This is a genomic window from Streptosporangium brasiliense (genome assembly GCF_030811595.1).
Taxonomy (GTDB): domain Bacteria; phylum Actinomycetota; class Actinomycetes; order Streptosporangiales; family Streptosporangiaceae; genus Streptosporangium; species Streptosporangium brasiliense.
This window is the reverse complement of record NZ_JAUSRB010000002.1, coordinates 3,636,994-3,653,641: the sequence shown is the minus strand read 5'-3', so window position 1 is coordinate 3,653,641 and position 16,648 is coordinate 3,636,994. Positions and strand designations below refer to the sequence as shown.

The 16,648-nt window shown below is 71.6% G+C and carries 13 protein-coding genes; 11 read left to right on the top strand and 2 right to left on the bottom strand.

Features of this window, described 5'->3' with window-relative positions; all coding sequences use genetic code 11:
* The first annotated feature begins 82 nt into the window (after nt 1-82).
* The 11 genes from J2S55_RS25455 (at nt 83) to J2S55_RS25405 (ending at nt 13,173) form a co-directional block, all read left to right on the top strand.
* The gene (locus J2S55_RS25455) at nt 83-1,831 is read left to right on the top strand and encodes an RNA polymerase sigma factor (RefSeq protein WP_306865724.1); all 1,749 of its coding nucleotides are present in this window, start codon (nt 83-85) and stop codon (nt 1,829-1,831) included.
* Between the two features lie 53 nt (nt 1,832-1,884).
* On the top strand, nt 1,885-2,352 hold the full coding sequence (locus J2S55_RS25450) for a hypothetical protein (protein ID WP_306865722.1): 468 nt from the start codon (nt 1,885-1,887) through the stop codon (nt 2,350-2,352).
* Entirely contained in the window at nt 2,349-3,467 is a 1,119-nt protein-coding gene (locus J2S55_RS25445) for a GNAT family N-acetyltransferase (RefSeq protein WP_306865720.1), read from the top strand. The genes J2S55_RS25450 and J2S55_RS25445 overlap by 4 nt, the downstream gene beginning before the upstream one ends.
* A gap of 174 nt (nt 3,468-3,641) precedes the next feature.
* Nucleotides 3,642-4,472, top strand: coding sequence for a glycosyltransferase family 2 protein (locus J2S55_RS25440; protein ID WP_306865717.1), 831 nt, complete (start codon nt 3,642-3,644; stop codon nt 4,470-4,472).
* A 2-nt stretch (nt 4,473-4,474) separates the two neighbouring features.
* Nucleotides 4,475-5,416, top strand: coding sequence for a glycosyltransferase family 2 protein (locus J2S55_RS25435; protein ID WP_306865715.1), 942 nt, complete (start codon nt 4,475-4,477; stop codon nt 5,414-5,416).
* Complete coding sequence (locus J2S55_RS25430; protein WP_306865713.1) at nt 5,413-6,237, top strand: polysaccharide deacetylase family protein; 825 nt, start codon at nt 5,413-5,415, stop codon at nt 6,235-6,237. Before J2S55_RS25435 ends, J2S55_RS25430 begins: the two co-directional genes overlap by 4 nt.
* Nucleotides 6,230-8,398 (top strand): lipopolysaccharide biosynthesis protein, encoded by a 2,169-nt coding sequence (locus J2S55_RS25425; RefSeq protein ID WP_306865711.1) that lies wholly within the window; start codon nt 6,230-6,232, stop codon nt 8,396-8,398. The genes J2S55_RS25430 and J2S55_RS25425 overlap by 8 nt, the downstream gene beginning before the upstream one ends.
* A 53-nt stretch (nt 8,399-8,451) precedes the next feature.
* Nucleotides 8,452-9,690, top strand: coding sequence for a cytochrome P450 (locus tag J2S55_RS25420; protein ID WP_306865709.1), 1,239 nt, complete (start codon nt 8,452-8,454; stop codon nt 9,688-9,690).
* A 52-nt stretch (nt 9,691-9,742) separates the two neighbouring features.
* On the top strand, nt 9,743-10,657 hold the full coding sequence (locus J2S55_RS25415; protein WP_306865708.1) for a glycosyltransferase family 2 protein: 915 nt from the start codon (nt 9,743-9,745) through the stop codon (nt 10,655-10,657).
* Nucleotides 10,654-11,745, top strand: coding sequence for a GNAT family N-acetyltransferase (locus tag J2S55_RS25410; RefSeq protein ID WP_306865706.1), 1,092 nt, complete (start codon nt 10,654-10,656; stop codon nt 11,743-11,745). Before J2S55_RS25415 ends, J2S55_RS25410 begins: the two co-directional genes overlap by 4 nt.
* A 315-nt stretch (nt 11,746-12,060) precedes the next feature.
* Nucleotides 12,061-13,173 (top strand): glycoside hydrolase family 26 protein, encoded by a 1,113-nt coding sequence (locus J2S55_RS25405; protein WP_306865704.1) that lies wholly within the window; start codon nt 12,061-12,063, stop codon nt 13,171-13,173.
* Between the two features lie 7 nt (nt 13,174-13,180).
* On the opposite strand, the gene J2S55_RS25400 is transcribed toward J2S55_RS25405, so the two are convergent.
* Nucleotides 13,181-13,843, bottom strand: a complete 663-nt coding sequence (locus J2S55_RS25400) for an RICIN domain-containing protein (protein ID WP_306865702.1) — start codon at nt 13,841-13,843, stop codon at nt 13,181-13,183.
* A gap of 1,299 nt (nt 13,844-15,142) precedes the next feature.
* The gene (locus tag J2S55_RS25395; RefSeq protein ID WP_306865700.1) at nt 15,143-16,330 is read right to left on the bottom strand and encodes a vanadium-dependent haloperoxidase; all 1,188 of its coding nucleotides are present in this window, start codon (nt 16,328-16,330) and stop codon (nt 15,143-15,145) included.
* Nucleotides 16,331-16,648 lie beyond the last annotated feature (318 nt).

The following is a 16,648-nucleotide window of genomic DNA, read 5'->3' as shown; positions in this document are numbered from 1 at the left end:
CCACGGACAGGTGGCGTCCTACGCGTGTGGGGTCTCGGGCATGGCCCGTGAACGCGTACCCGTCTCGCGGGGAGGAATGTCCGTGCCCGGATGGCCGGCCGTCGGCCGAACCGACGATCAGCGACTTGTGGGGGCACTCCGGCGTGCCGACACCACGGCGCCCGCAAAGCTCTACGACTCCTATGCCGAACGTCTCAACGACTACGCCCACTCGCTGCTGGGCGAGCGGGCCGGCGCGGCCGACGCCGTACACGACGCCCTGGTCACCGCCTGCGGACGCGTGGAGCGGCTGCGCGAGCCGGGCCGGCTGCGCCCGTGGCTGTACGCGCTGGTCCGGACCCGGTGCGCGGCCGGGGCGCGCGGCCCGGCGCCGACGCCGGTGCTCGACGACCACGACACCCCCGACGACCCCGAACTGGCCGCGCTGGTGCACGAGGCGCTGGCCGAGCTGAGCGGGCAGGAGCGCGAGGTCCTGGAGCTGTCGCTGCGCCACGATCTCAGCGCCGGCGAGGTCGGCACGGTGCTCGGGCTGACCTCCCGGCAGGCCGCCGCCCGGCTCGGCCGGGCCCGCGAGCACCTGGAGAACTCGGCCGCCGCCGTGGTCCTGGCCAGGGTCGGCCGGGCGCACTGCCCGGACCTGTCGGCGATGGTCGACTCGTGGGAGGGACCGCTCACCACGATGCTGCGCAGGCGGCTGTCCGGTCACATCGGCCGCTGCGAGGTCTGCCTGGAACGGCGGGACCGGCACGTCTCGGCCGGACGGCTGCTCGACATGGTGCCGGTCGCCTTCCCGCCGCTCTCCCTGCGCCGCCGGGTCGTCGAGACCTGCGTCAACCCCGACCTCGCCGGGGTGCGCGCCTCCGTCGTCGAGGCGGGTGACCGTTTCGACCGGGCCGGGTTCCCGGTCGCGGCCGAGCGGCGCGCCAAGTCCTCCCGGCGGCCCAGGGCGAGGCGCGCCGGGGCGGGACGGGCGCGCGAGGAGGGCACCCGACCGCTGCCGGCCCTGGACACGCCGGACAGACCGCGGACGGTGACCGGACGGCGGGGCACGGCCCCGGACACCCGCGACCACCGGCAGGCGGCCGAGCCCCGGCGGCGCGCACCCGCCCGGCGGACACCGCCCCTCGTCGCGGCCGCCGCGTGCGTGCTGGCCGCCGCCGTGGTCATGATCGTGACAACCGGGCAGGACCTGACCGGCGGACCGGCGCAGCGGGCCGAGGCCGCGCCGGAGCGGGGACCCGCGTTGATCACGCTGGAGCCGGGCCCGGCGCCGGGCCCGGCGGAGCCCTCGCCGGTTGATCCGGCCTCCCTCCCGGAGCCGACCCCGGCTCCGGGCAGGACCGCGGAGGCCGTCAAGACCAGGACACCGCCCCCCATGCCCACACCCGGCCCGGCCCGGCGGGCGGCGACCCGGCGCCCGGTCCCCGACCGGCCGCGCGCCACCCGCACGCCCGCCCCGCCGCCCCCGGCCGGGCGGCTGGCCGTCTCGTGTCCCACCGACATCGGGGAGGGCGCGGGGCAGATCCGGCTCTCGGCGCGCGAGGCCCCGATCTCCTGGTCGGCGACCACCTCGGGCGGGCTGGACGTCCACCCCCGGCAGGGGCGGCTCAAGGCCGGGGCCCGGGCCGTGATCTGGGTCACCGCCGCCGACCCCGCGGAGGGCGGCACGGGGCGGGTCGCGTTCAAGGCCGCCGGGGGCGGCTCCAGCTGCGCGATCTCCTGGGAGGGTCCCGGACCCGAGGAGTCGGATCCGCCCGGCGACCCCGCTCCGCTGCCGACGCCGGCGCCGACCCCCTCCACGGCGCCCAGTGCGGAACCGGAGAAAACATGATCATTTACTCCGGGTCGGAGGGCTCCTGACTTAACTTTGCAATCCGGTAAACCATGGGCTGCCGCCATGCGTCGGCATTGACTCGCATGCGGAGTGGTTGGTCACATGAATATGCGATCAGCTATTCGATCATCAGCCGGGAGCCGGGGATGCCGACAGGCCGCAAGGTGCTCAAATGGGCGATCAGCCTTGCGTGCGCCACGGGTGCCGCGAGCGCACTCGCCGACATCGAGACCCCACTACGGATGATCTTTACCCCGCTGTTCCTTTTATCGGTCCCCGGGGTCGCCGCGGTAGGACTGTTGCGTGATCGTGACCCTCTTACTGCAATATCAATTGGGGTGGCGGCAAGTCTTCTCGCAAACGTTCTCCTTGCCGCAGCGATGCTGTCTTTTGAATCATGGTCGCCCCGTGCCGGAGTGGCGACGATCGCGGTGCTCGGCGGCTTCACATATGTATTGCGCCTGGTGCACCGGGGAAGCGGAAACCTGCAGACCGAACAGGGGGCCGGGTCAGGGTGAAGATCACTGTTGTGCGCCCGCGGGATCTCGGCGCGGCCGAGTCCCTCCGATGGCGCGAGCTCCAGAGAGCCTCCCCCGGCCTCGACAACCCCTTCCTCTCGGTCGAGTTCACCATGGCCATGGGGGCGCTGCGCGACTACGTGAGGGTCGCGGTGGTCGAAGACGGCGGCGAGATCACCGGCTTCTTCCCCCACGAACGGCACGGCTTCGGCCTCGGCAGACCGCTGGGCGGCTACCTCACCACCTGCCACGGGCTGATCTCGGTCCCCGAGCTGAAGCTCGACCCGCGGGAGCTGCTCCGCGCCTGCGGGCTGTCGGCCATCGACTTCGACCACCTGGTCGCCGGCCAGCCCACCTTCGCCCCCTACGAGACCGACGTACGGCCGGCCCCCGTCATGGATCTCAGCGGCGGTTTCGAGGCCTACGTCGAGCGGGTGCGCGCCGGTTCGGCGAAGAACTACAAGACCGTCCGCTACAAGGAGCGCAAGCTCGGCCGCGAGCAGGGCGAGGTCCGCCTCGAATGGGCCTGCGCCGACGCCGGGACGCTGCGCACGGTCATGAACTGGAAGTCGGACCAGTACCGCCGGACCGGACGGGTCGACCGCTTCGCCCAGCCCTGGATCGTGCGGCTCGCCGAAGAGCTGCACTCGCGGCGATCCGACGACTTCGCCGGCGTGCTCACCATGCTCTACGCCGGAGACACCCCCGTCGCCGGGCACTTCGGGCTGCGTACGGCGGACACCCTGGTGGGCTGGTTCCCCGCCTACGACCCCTCCTTCGCGCGCTACTCCCCCGGGATCATCCACCACCTGCACATGGCCGAACACGCCGCGGGCGCGGGGCTGCGCCGGGTGGACATGGGCAAGGGGGGACGCGAATACAAGGAATGGCTCAGAACCGATGCCCTGATGGTCGCAGAGGCCCGCATTTCGCGCCCCTCTCCCGTGGCCGCCGTCCAGTGGGTGGGCCGGGTCCCCGTCAACAGACTCCGCACCGCCGTAGTGGACAACCCCTCCCTTTTCCGGGCCGCCGACCGGCTGCTCAAGAGTTACGGCAGAGCGAGATCCCTCCTCCTGCCTCGTCCCACCACAGAACAGTCAACCAAGGCACAATAGCCACCTTTTTCCCAGCACCCACCTCATTCCCTGTAAGCGCTTTTCCGACATCCTTCACTCCCGACCCACACCCTTCACTCTCCCGACGCAAGGCATCCCTCGATCACAGTCGCGCCGTTCTCACCTCACGCCGGGAGCGGTCGCAACGGAAGGACAGAAGGAATATCCGCCATCATGAATCCCGACACCGTCAGACAGAACGGTAAGCAGCTCGGCGTGTTACGTTCCATGCCGCCTCTTGAGCGGTTCACCCCGCTCACCCCTCACATGGCCATTTCCCCGACCGTCAGCGTCGTCGTGCCCGCGATGAACGAGGCGGAGAACCTCCCGCACGTCTTCGCCACGCTCCCGCAGTGGATAGACGAGATCATCCTCGTCGACGGCAACTCGGTGGACGACACCGTCGCCGTCGCCAGGAGGCTCCGGCCCAACGTGCGGATCGTCACCCAGACCGGCAAGGGCAAGGGCGACGCGCTCGCCGCCGGCTTCGCCGCGTGCACCGGGGACATCATCGTGATGATCGACGCCGACGGATCCACCGACGGCCGCGAGATCATCCACTTCGTCGGCGCCCTGGTCACCGGGGCGGACTTCGTCAAGGGATCCCGCTACGCCGCCGGCGGGGGCAGCGACGACCTGACCTTCAGCCGCCGGGCCGGCAACAAGGTCCTCACCACGCTGGTGAACCTGATCTACGGCACCCGCTACAGCGACCTGTGCTACGGCTACAACGCCTTCTGGGCCCGTCACCTGAAGGCGCTCGACCTCGACTGCGAGGGCTTCGAGGTCGAGACGCTGATGAACATCCGCGCCGCCAAGGCCGGGCTCCGCGTCCATGAGGTGCCCAGCCACGAGCGGTGCCGCATCCACGGCGAGAGCAATCTGCGCGCGGTCCGCGACGGGTTGCGCGTGCTCAGGACCATCATCCGGGAGTGGCGCCAGCGGCCGGCCGCGCCGGTCCCGGAGCCCCAGGCCACGCCGGCGGCGGATCAGGGCGCGGCGTAGCCATGAGGAGCAGCGTCGTCATATGCGTCTACACCGAGGAGCGCTGGGAGGACATCCGGGCGGCCGTCGCGTCGGTCGAGGGCCAGCGGCGCAGGCCGTACGAGATCATCCTGGTCGTCGACCACAACCCGGACCTGCACCTGAGGCTCAAGCAGGAGTATCCCGGCATGACCGTGGTGGCGAACACGCACGAGAAGGGACTGTCCGGCGGCAAGAACACCGGTGCGGCGACCGCCTCGGGCGACATCGTGGCCTATCTCGACGATGACGCGGTCGCGGAGCCTGGCTGGCTGGAGGCTTTGGAGGAGGGCTTCCAGGACCCGACCATCGTGGGGGTGGGCGGGCTGACCAGGCCGCTGTGGGCCACCGGGCACCGTCCCCGGTGGCTGCCGCACGAGTTCGACTGGACCGTGGGGTGCGCCTACCGGGGCATGCCCACCCGGCGGGCCCGGATCCGCAACGTCATGGGCGGCAACGCCGCCTTCCGCAGGGAGGCCGTCGGCGAGATCGGCGGCTTCCACACCGGGATGGGCCGCAGCGTGCAGGGGCGCCGGAGCCGCCCGCTCGGGTGCGAGGAGACCGAGTTCTGCATCCGGCTGTCGCAGCGCCGCCCCGGCTCGGTGATGCTGTTCGAGCCGGACGCGGTGATCGGGCACAAGGTCTCCGCGCAGCGGGCGGGGTTCGCCTACTTCAGGTCGCGCTGCTACGCCGAGGGGCTGTCCAAGGCCCTGGTCGCCTCAAGCGTCGGCGCCGGCGACGGGCTGTCGAGCGAACGGGCGTACGTGATGAGGACCCTCCCGCTGGGCGTGCTGCGCGGCGTCGGCGAGGCGCTCCGGGGCGACCTGCCGGGCCTCGGCCGGGCCTCGGCCATCGTCGCCGGCCTGGCCTGCACCGCCTGGGGCTACGCGGTGGGCACGGCGCGGCTGAAGCTGGGGCGATCATGATCCGTGTCCCGATCCTGATGTACCACTCGGTGAACGACCACCCGAACGACGAGACCCGGCCGCTGGCGGTCTCGCCGGGACGGTTCGCCGAGCAGCTCGGCATGCTCCGCGACCGGGGCTTCACCCCGATGACCCTGTCGGACCTGGTCGCGGGGATGCACCGGACGGCGGCGATGCCCGACCGGCCCGTCGCGATCACCTTCGACGACGGATACGCCGACTTCCACAGCCAGGCGCTGCCGATCCTGGCGCGCTTCGGCTGGCCGGCCACGGTCTTCGTGACCAGCGGCTGGGTCCAGGACTCCGGCCCCGTCGCGGCCGGGCGGCGGCCGGCCCCCATGCTGACCTGGAGCCAGGTGCGCGAGGCGGTCTCCTGCGGCATGGAGGTCGGCGGCCACAGCCACAGCCACCCACAACTCGACCAGCTCCCGGACCGGGAGCTCCGCAACGAGCTGCGCACGAACAAGGCCCTGCTCGAAGACCGGCTCGGCCGTCCGGTGGCCACCATGGCCTACCCCTACGGATACTCCAGCGCACGGGTCCGCCGAGAGGTGCGCAGGGCCGGCTACTGGACCGCCTGCGCGGTGGCCAACGACGCCTTCCGCGAGGGCGACGACCTGCTGGCGCTGCCCCGCCTGACGGTCACCGAGCAGACCTCCATGACCAAGTTCGGCAGCGCGGTCGCCGGACACCGGCTCCCGGTGCTCTACCTGCGTGAACGGGCTCTCACCAAGGGATACGCGCTGGTGCGGCGGACACGTTACGGGCTACGACGGATTCTCTCGACACACACGCCGGGACGGGTAACGGACGGTGACTGACACGGGTCTGTCCGGCGGGACGGCACGAGGGCGGCAGGAGCGGCGGCGGCAGCGGCGCCAGAGCCTGCGCCGAGGCCGGCGGCAGGACCGGCGGGGAGCGCCGCGGAGCCTGTGGAACCGGCTGCCCAGAGACCTGAACGACCCCCTGCTGCGCAACGCCTACTCGCTGATCGTCAACGCGGGGGCCGCCGGAGTGCTCGGCCTGGCCTACTGGACGGTCGCGGTGCGCTTCTACAGCGAGAGCGACTACGGCCGCTCCTCCGCGCTGATCGCCGCGATGCGCCTGCTCGCGGCGCTGACCGCGTTCGGGTTCGTCGGCGCGCTGACCCGTTTCCTGCCCGAGGGCGGCCGGGCGACCGGACGCCTGATCGGCTCCACCTATCTGGTGGGCGGCGGCGCGGCGGTCGTCGCCACCGTGTTCTTCCTGTCCACGCTCGACATGTGGGGCCCCAACTTCAGCGGGCTGGCCGGCCCCGGCCTGGCCGGCTGGTTCCTGCTGTCGGTCTTCCTGTGGTGCGTGTTCACCGTCCAGGACGTGGTGCTCACCGCGCTGGGCAAGGCCACGTGGGTGCCCCTGATCGGGATAGCCGTCGGGGTGACCAAGATCGCGTTGCTGGCCGTGCTGGCCCCGGCCTTCCCCGGCACCGGGATCTTCCTGGCCTGGACGATCCCGGTGGCCGTCACGGTCGTCCCGGTCAGCATCGCGATCTTCGGCAGGCTGGCCCCGCTGGCCGCCGCGCGCAGCGCCCACCGCGCCCCGCCCCGGTCCGGCCGCATCGGCCGCTTCCTCGCCGGCGACTTCCCCGGCACGCTGTTCATCCTGGCCAGCGTCTATCTCATGCCGGTGCTGGTGTTCGCGGGAGTCGACGCGCGGACGGCCGGCTACTACGCCGCGGCGGTCACGCTCGTCGGCGTCTTCGACATGCTGGCGGTCAACATGGCCATCTCGCTGACCATCGAGGGGTCGGGAGATCCCGCGCTGCTGGCCGGTAAGTGCGTGCTGGCGCTCCGGCGGACCATGATGCTCCTGGTCCCCGTGGTGCTGGTGGCCGCGCTGGCCGCGCCGCTCATCCTCCGGCTCGGCTGGGGCCCGTCGTTCGCCGAGCACGGCGCCAACGTGCTGCGGCTGCTCGCCCTGGCGTCGATCCCGCACGCGGTCATCGAGATCTATCTGGGGGTGCTCCGCGCCCGCAGCAGGGCGCGGACCCTGCTCGTGCTCCAGGCGCTGCTGTGCGTCCTGGTCGTGGGGCTGTCGTTCCTCCTCTTCCAGAGACATGGCATCACCGGCGTGGGCCTCGGCACCCTCGCGGCCCAGGTGATCGTCATGCTCGTCGTCGGCCCGGGCCTGGTCAAGGTGGTGCGCGGGGCGCGGACGCCGGCCGTCGAGAGGTCACCGGACGAGACTCCGACGCTGGTGATGATGATCGTCGACGCGCATCCCACCCTGGCCGCCAGGCCCGCCAGGAGGGCAACCGCCGAGGCGGCGGAGCCCGCCCGGCCCGGCCTGCCGTGGCCGGTGCGGGCGGGGCGGTGGCTGCCCCCGCTGATCACCGTGGAGGGCCTGGCGGTCGTCGCGCTCGCCGCCGCGGACGGCGGGCCGCCGGTCCTGCCCAGGGCCGTCGCGACGGCCCTCGGCGCCGGGCTGGTGATCGTGGCCTCCGTCGCGGAGCTGGCCATGCGGCGCAGGCGGGTGGTGCTGTGGGCGCAGCTCGTCGCGGTGACCCTGTGCCTGCACGGGACGGAGGCCATGGCCGGCTCGGCCGGGAGCCTCGCCGGGAGGGTGACACAGATCATGGCCACCGGGAAGGCCGCCGGCGGGGACTGGCTCCTCGCCCTGCCCGCCTTCCTCGCCCGCGCCATGGGGCTCACCGATCCCACCCCGCTGCTGGTGTGGGCACCTGTCGCCGCCGCCGTGGCGGCGCTCGCCCCGGCGCTGCTGGCCGCCAGGGCCGTCCACCGTGACGAGCGGTTCCACTGGCCGGCGGCGATGCTGGTGACGGTCGGACTCTGGCTGGCGCCGGCCGAGCGCGTCCAGATCTCCCTGCTCTGCCTGCTCGGCCTCTGCGCGCTCGCCCTGACCCTGGCGGCGGCGCGCGGGGCACGGCGGCGTCCCGAGAAGGCCGCGGCCGACGACGGCCGGACGATGAGAACGGCGGCCTAGATGGATGTGATCACCGACGACCTGACGGCCAGACGACGAGAACGGCAGCCTAGATGGATGTGACCACCGACGACCTGGCCGACCTGGCGTTCTGGACACAGCCCCCGCAGGCCCGGCTCGCGGTCTTCGCCCGGCTGCGGGAGCTTCCGGCACCGAGGTTCTTCGCCGAGCGCCGCGTGCCGTTCCTCCGCTCGGGCACCGGTTTCCACGCCCTGGTCAGACACGCGGACGTGGTGGAGGCCAGCAGGCGTCCCGCGGTGTTCAGCAGCGAGCCCTCGGTGTCGAGCCCGCAGCCTCCCGGGTGGGTGCGGCACGTCTTCGGCGAGGCGATGGTCGACATGGACGACCCCCGCCACGCCCGGCTCCGGCGGATCGTGGCCCGCGCGTTCACCCCCCGGATGCTGGCCAAACTGGAGGAGGACCTGCGCAGGACCAGCGCGGAGATCGTCGACGACGTGCTCGCGCACCGCCCCCGCGACTTCGTCGGGGCCGTGGCCGCCCGGCTGCCCATCAACGTCATCTGCGACATGATGGGCATCCCCGGCGATCTCCGGGGTGAGGTGCACCGGCACGTCGACACCTCCACGGAATACTCCGGGGTCCGCTCCGACCTGGTGCGGGCGCTGCGCATGGGGGTGCGCAACGCCTCGGCCCTGATGAGCCTGCAGCGCCTGGTGATCCGCCTCGGGCGGCGGCGCCGGAACGAGCCGTCCGACGACCTGGTCTCCGCCCTGGTCCACGCGAACGTCGACGGTGAGCGGCTGACCGCGCGGGAGCTGGGCTCGTTCTTCACCCTGCTCCTCGTGGCGGGCAACGAGACCACCCGCAACGCGATCGCCCACGGTCTCCATCTGCTCTCCGCCCACCCCGGGCAGCGGGAGCTGCTGCTGTCCGACTACGACCGGCACATCCCCACGGCGATCGAGGAGATCGTCCGCCACGCGACGCCGATCATGCAGTTCCGCCGTACGGTCACCGAGGACTGCGACCTGAACGGCCACGCCTTCCGGCGCGGGGACCGGGTCGCGCTGCTGTATGTCTCGGCCAACCGCGACGGGTCGGTCTTCACCGATCCGGACGCCTTCGACATCACCCGCTCGCCCAACCCGCACGTGGGGTTCGGCGGCCCGGGCCCGCATTTCTGCCTCGGCGCCCACCTGGCCAGGCGCGAACTCAACGTGATCTTCCACGAGCTGTTCACCCGGCTCCCCGGCATCCGGGCCGTGGGCGACCCCGAATACCTGCCCTCCAATTTCGACAACGGCATCCAGCGCCTGGGCTTCGACTTCTGAAGGACCGCCCCTCCCGCGAGCCGGAAACCCCGCCCCGACGAAAGGACCCACCGTGGACGACTGGCCGGCGATCACCGTGGTGATTCCGACCCGCAACCGCACCGGACTGCTCAAGGAGACGATCGCCTCGATCCTCGGCCAGGACTATCCGGGCGACCTGACCTGTGTCACCGTCTTCGACCAGAGCCCGCCGGACGGATCGTTCGCCGCCGACACCCCGGGCCGCCGCGTCGTGGTGACCGCCAACACCCGCAGCCCCGGGATCGCCGGGGCCCGCAACACCGGCGTGCTGCTGGACGACGGCGAGCTGGTGGCCTTCTGCGACGACACCGACCTGTGGCTGCCGCACAAGCTGCGCTCTCAGGTGACCGCGCTCAGGGCCGGCGGCCACTTCGCGACGTGCGGGATCGAGCTGTTCAACGACGAGACCACCTTCGCCAGGGCGGTGCCCACCCCGACGGTGACCCTGCGGGACCTGCTGCGCAGGCAGCTCCCCTCGATGCATCCCTCCACCTACCTGATGCGCCGCGAGGCGCTGGTCGACGGTTTCGGGCTGGTCAGCGAGGAACTGCCCGGCGGGTACGGCGAGGACTACGAGCTGCTGCTGCGGGCCGCCCGGATCGGGCCGATCACCAACCTGACCGCCACGGGCGTGCGGGTCAGGCTGCACAGCTCCTCCTACTTCTCCTTCGTGGAGTCCAGCGAGACCATCTCCTCGGCGCTCCGCTGGATGCTGGAACGCCATCCGGATCTCGCGGCGACGCCGGGCGGCTACGCCCAGGTCGCCGGGAAGATCGCCTTCGCCGAGGCCGCCCTGGGGCGCAGCGCCCAGGCCCTGCGCTGGATCGGCCGGACCGTACGGCGGCGCCCCTGGGAGCCCCGCGCCTACCTGGCGCTGGCCGTCACCGCGGGGGTGCCCGCCCGCGCGATCGTCGGCCGGCTGCAGCGGATGGGTCGCGGCATATGAGGATCGACGTCATCCGGCCGGGAGAGCTCGGCACGGCCGAGATCAGCGCCTGGCGCGCGATGCAGCGCGCCACCCCGCGCCTGGCCAACCCCTTCCTCAGCCCCGACTTCGCGATCGCGATGGGCGAGGTCAGCGCCGAGGCCAGGGTCGCGGTCATCTCCGAGGCGAGCGGGCCGACCGGGTTCTTCCCCTTCGAACGGCATCCCGGCGGGACGGGCACCGCCCTGGGCGCCTGGGTGTCGCTCTGCCAGGGGGTGGTCCACGCGCCCGGCGCGGAGTTCGACGCGCGGGCGCTGCTGACGGGCTGCGGGCTGCACGTGTGGGAGTTCGGCTGCATGGTCGACGGGCAGCCGTGGTTCCAGCCGTTCGAGACCCTGCGCCAGGAGGCGGTCGTCCTCGACCTCGCGGACGGCTATCCGGCCTACGTGGAGGGGCTGCGCGAGCGTTCCCCCAAGTTCCTCAAGTCCACCCTCTACAAGGAGCGCAAGCTCGGTCGCGACATCGGCGAGCTCACCTTCGACCTCGCGGTCCGCGACGAGGAGTCGTTCCGGCTGCTGCGGCGCTGGAAGTCGGAGCAGTATCTGCGGATGGGCCGCCAGGACCGGTTCGGCAGCCCGTGGGTGGTGGAGCTCGCCGAGCGGCTGCACGCGGTCGACACCGGCGACTTCGCGGGGCCCCTGTCCATGCTCTACTGCGACGGCAGGCCGGTCGCGGGCCACTTCGGCCTGCGCTCGGACACGGTCCTGGTCGGCTGGTTCCCCGCCTACGACCCGGCCTTCGCCCGATATTCCCCCGGCCTGATCCAGCATCTGAGGATGGCCGAGGCGGCCGCGGCGGCCGGGATCCGGTCGATGGACCTGGGGATCGGGACCGGCTCCGAGTACAAGGAGGCACTGCGCAGCCGGGGTGAGCCGGTGGCGGAGGGCTGCGTGCGGCGGCGGTCGGCCGGCGCGGCGGCGCACTGGCTGCGCAGCGCACCGGTCCGGCGGGTGCGGCGGTTCATCCTCGACAGCCCGGTCCTGTACGGCGCGGCCGACCGCGCCATGAAGCGCTACGGCCACCTGCGGACCCGGATGAGGGCCCGGTAAGCCCTGCGCCGGGGGGAGGGGCCCGCGAGCGCGTGCCGCCGCGGCCTCCCCGGTCGCCCTACCCCGCACTGATCGTGTCGCCACGCCGCTGACCAGGCCAAACGCGTACGCGACCACCGATCCGGGGCGGGGGGCGTAATGTCACAGACAGCGATCTTCCTGTGACGCCGACATTTTTCCCTTATGCGGACCATAGCCATCGATCGCCACGATTCTTGAGAAAAATTAATTTAAAATTCGAGCAAGTGATAAGTCGCGATCCATGTTGGCCACAACCGGTCCGCCGGCACCAAACGCCTGGATGATCACATGACTATGCCCGGTAAGAGAAGGCACGCCCGGACGGGCGGCAGATCCTCGACGTCGCGATGGATCCTCATCGGCCTGGCCGGCGTCCTCGTGGTCGCGGTGGGCGTCTACGTGTACACCTCCCCCGGCCGGCAGACCACGGCCGACCGGCCGCCGGTGGTGCCCGGCGCCCAGAACCCACCCGATTCGTGCGCCCCGACCACCGGGCTCGTGCCGCCCTGCGGGGCCTGGTGGGGGATGCACGTGCCACCGGGCCGCGACCGCAAGCTGGTCCCCGACGTGACCGCCATGGAGCAGAAGATCGGCCGCAAGCTCGACATCACCATTAGCTATCACGACATGTCCAACAGCGACGCCGGACGGTTCTTCCGGGGCGACGAGAGCGAGCTGGGCACCGACCGCATCCTGTTCCTCGGCTGGGAGTCGAGCATCTGGGACGAGAACCTCGACATCGCCTGGCGCGACATCGCGGCCGGACACTACGACCAGGCGATCGCCGACCAGGCCGCCCGGGTGAAGAGCTACGGCAGGCCCGTCCTGGTCGGCTTCGACGGGGAGAAGGACCGCGACGAGAGCGGGCAGACCTCCACCGAGTACATCGCGGCCTACAAGCGCATCGTCGACGGCTTCCGGCAGGCCGGCGCGACCAACGCGCTCTGGGTCTGGGGCGTCACCGGCTACTACCCGTTCCGGGACCGGTGGAAGGCCTACTACCCGGGTGACGACTACGTCGACTGGATCAGCTACGACCCCTACAACTTCGCGACCTGCCGCGGCGCCGACTGGCAGGACTTCAAGGAGACCGTAGGGCCGACCTACGAGTGGTTCCAGCAGAACGGCTTCGCCGACAAGCCCCTGATCCTCGCCGAATACGGGACCGAGAGCCACCGGAGCGACACCTCGGCGCGCGCCGACTGGTACCGCGACATCCCCGAGGCGATGAAGACGATGCCCAACCTCAAGGCGATCATCCAGTGGAACAACACCGACGCCGACAAGTGCGACTTCTCACTCACCGGCCCCGGCGTGCTGGAGGCGTTCGCCGAGGCCGGTAAGGATCCCTATTTCCGGCAGCCCCTGGCCATCCGGCAGCCCCTGGCCGGACAGCCCGCCGGCTGACGGGGGATCACGGCGCCGAGGCCCGTCCGCCCTGCGCCGGCGCCGAGGCGGGGACGAAGAGGAACACCTGGTCGGCGCCGCCGGTGCAGTTGTGCTGGACCAGCTCGGCCCCGACGTCCACGTCGGCCACCCCGCCCAGGACGCCGAGGCACATGCCGCTGTGCACGGGCCGGACCGTGAAGCCCCCGGACACCCGCGCATCGGCCGGCTCCAGGAGGAAACGCTGGTTGGCGGCCCTGGTGCAGTTCGACGGCCCGACCAGGGCCTCGCCGTAGACGGGGGCCCCGCTCTTGGCGGGCTTGCCGTCGGAGGGCTGGTCGACCGTCAGACAGCCGACGCCCTGGACGGGGTGGTGCCACTCGATCTGGTAGACGTCACGGCCCACGGCCGCCACGTAGGTGTCGGGGGACAGGCCCTGGCAGGAGCGCTGGACGGCCAGCTCCCGGTCGGTGCGGCGGTTACGCTCGCGTCCCTCTCCCAGGCACAGGTCACGGTCGGCGACGTGGGAGGGGACGATCCGGTACCAGCCGTCGGCGAGCACGGACCCCGGGAAGGTGGAACGCGTGGCCTCCGCCGTCGGAGAACCGGGCGCGGAGGTCCCCGCGGCCGCCGCCATCACCGCGACGCCGATCACGACCAGTGCCGCGACGGCCCCCGCCACCGCGACCATGGGCCGCCGCCACGACCTCGCCCCCGGAGCGGCGGATGCCGGACCGGTGGAGACCCGAGCGTCAGGCCCCGGACCGTCGGGCCCGGACTCGTCGGGGACCTGGCCGGTGGAGACCGGATCGCTGGAGGACAGACCGATGGAGACCGGAGCGACGGGGGACGGACCGGCCCGGTCCGGCCCCGGGGAGATCGGATCGGCGAGATCCGGACCGGTGGGGACCGGAGCGGCCGGGCCCGGGCCGGCCGGAGCCCACCCGACAAGGACCGAGCCGGCGGATGCCGAATCAACGGAGCCCGCATTAGGAGGGGGCGTATTAGAGGAGGTCGTATTAGGGTAATTCGGTCGCACAGAATCTGAATCAACGGGATACCGCCCGACGGAATCCAGGGCGGCGGAATCCAGGGCGACGGAATCCAGGGCGGTGGAGAAAGCGCCCGGAGAAACGGACTCGGCGGCCTCGGATTCAGCGGGAACCGATCCGGCGGAGCCGGAGTCGAGGGAATCAGATCCAGTACGGCCGGACAGAGCGGAATCCGTTTCCGCGGAGCCCGCCCCGACGGAATCGGCCCCGAAGAGGTCGGAACCAGCGGAGACCGATCCCACCGAACCCGCCTCGGAGAGACCAGGTTCCACGGAGCCGGCCCCAGGAAGGTCCGCCCCCGCAGAGCCCGCCCTGGGAAGACCGGATCCCGTAGAGGCCGCCCCGGAGAGACCAGATTCCACGGAGCCGGCCCCAGGAAGGTCCGCCCCCGCAGAGCCCGCCCCGGAGGGGCCGGGATCCTGCCGCGGATCGGCGGGGAGGGGGGCGTAGGCCTCCTCGACGGGCAGAGGCGGCCGTGGGGCGGCGGAGGCGGCGAGATGCCTGCGGACGGCGACCCAGTGAGCGACGACCGTCTCATCCACCCCGCAGGCCCGGACGAAGGCGGCGACCAGCTCTTCTCGCGGCAGTGCCGCCCGGCTGAGCGCCCCGACCGCCGTGCTGGGGGGAAGGACGTCGCCGGACGCCTCCGCCTTGGCCGCGAGCTGCCGGTAGCTCAGGCCCGACCAGCGCCGCAGCCGCCCCAGCGCCATGACGAATCCCGCTGGATCCGTGGCGTCGTCCGGCCCGGGAGGGGTGCCGATCATGTACGACAACGCGGCCTCCCCGGTCACCGACGACGCTTGACCAGCGGAACACTAACCCCCATCGGTGACAAAATGCCACCCTCCAGGTCAACGCGGAGTCCTCAGGATCTCCACGCCGGCCCGGAGGGCGTCAAGGTTCGCCTGCCGGCTACGTGCCGTCCTTGCCGGGGCCGCTCACTGGTCCCGGCGGGTGGTGTAGACGAACTCCCCGAGGTTGAATCCGGACTCCAGCCCGCCGTCGGCGTCCCACTGGTAGTGCACGCCCAGGTAGACCCGGCTGCGCGCGTTCTCCTCCGCGGCGGCGGCGAAGCTGGTGAAGGTGCGCTCCCTCACCGTGGCGTAGGGGTCTTCGGTACGGACGGTGAAGGTGAGGTCGTGGCCGAACCACCGCTGCATGACCCCGGCCCACGCTCCCCCGAAGGTGGCGTGCCCGGAGATGTAGGCGGGGAAGGGCGGTGAGAAGGGAACGCCGTCCCGGTTCTTCGACAGGGGCACCCACGCCGGGTCGGCCACGGTCGCCGCGTTGTTGTCGGTGTCGGCGCCCCGGACGGCGGACTGGGGCCGCCAGAGGTCGATCGGGGTGGCGTACTTCGCGTCCCAGGCCACGATCGAGGCATCGGCCAGTGCCATGGAGATGAGGTTGAACAGCTCGGCGTTCTCGCTCTGTTTGAGTCCTTTCAGCTTCGAGATCTCGATGCTGGTGGCGAGCAGCTGCCCCGGCGGCTTGTAGGTGCCGTCGAGGTCGTTGGCCCAGAAGTGCGCCACCTGGGTCTGCGCCGCGGTGCGGGTCGTGGGGGTCGTCGGCCCCCCGGATCCGAGCAGCTTGACCTCATTGACCTGGGCCGCGTACTGCGGGCTGCGGAGAAGCTGGTCGTAGGAGGTGAACCCGGCCGGGAGCGGCGGCCGGAACTGGGTGCCCGACGTCATGGCGAACGGCTTGAGCTGCCCGAGATTCGGGTCGAGCGCGCCGTCCGCGCCGGTCGGGCGCCAGGACCCCGGGACCCCGTCCAGGGCGTAGGTGGGTGAGAAGGCGGGCTCGTCCCCCGAGCGTTCCGCGATCATCAGGTTGGCGATCTTCGTCCCGTCGACCTTGCCGCCCTCGATGCGGGCGGGATCGACCCAGGAGGGGATCTGGTCGGTCGCCTCCTGCAGCGCCGACGTGAAGTCGAAGCCCGGGAAGACATTCGTCAGGACGCCGTGCGCGGCGGCGTCCATGGTCGCCTCGATGGAGTCGTCCGGATGCTGCTGCGTGATCCGGGGGAGGTAGGTCCTCGGCGCAGCCGGCCAGTTCGCGTCGTGCATGGCGATGTTCATCATCGCCGCGGCCCGTGCCAACCGCCCCGGAGACGCCTTCTCCTTCACGCTGGCACGGAACGCCTTCAGCAGAACGTTGTTCCAGTGAAGAACGTGATCGAACGAAGACGCCTGCGGCGGTGGCCCCGTGACTGCCGCAGTCGCCGTCTGCGGCACCGCCGTCGTCGCCCATGCGGCGGCGAACGTGGCGGCGAGCAGGATCCCGGCACGCCTTCGAGTGAACGATCTTTTCAAATGCGACCTCCACACTGTGGCCTCGATGACGACATGAGGCCAAATAGCGAGAAACAAGATGGATGGTGAGCGATAAACGGAAGGCCGCACAAGATCGACGCTGTTCCGAACAGTTCGGAACAGCGCCGGAAC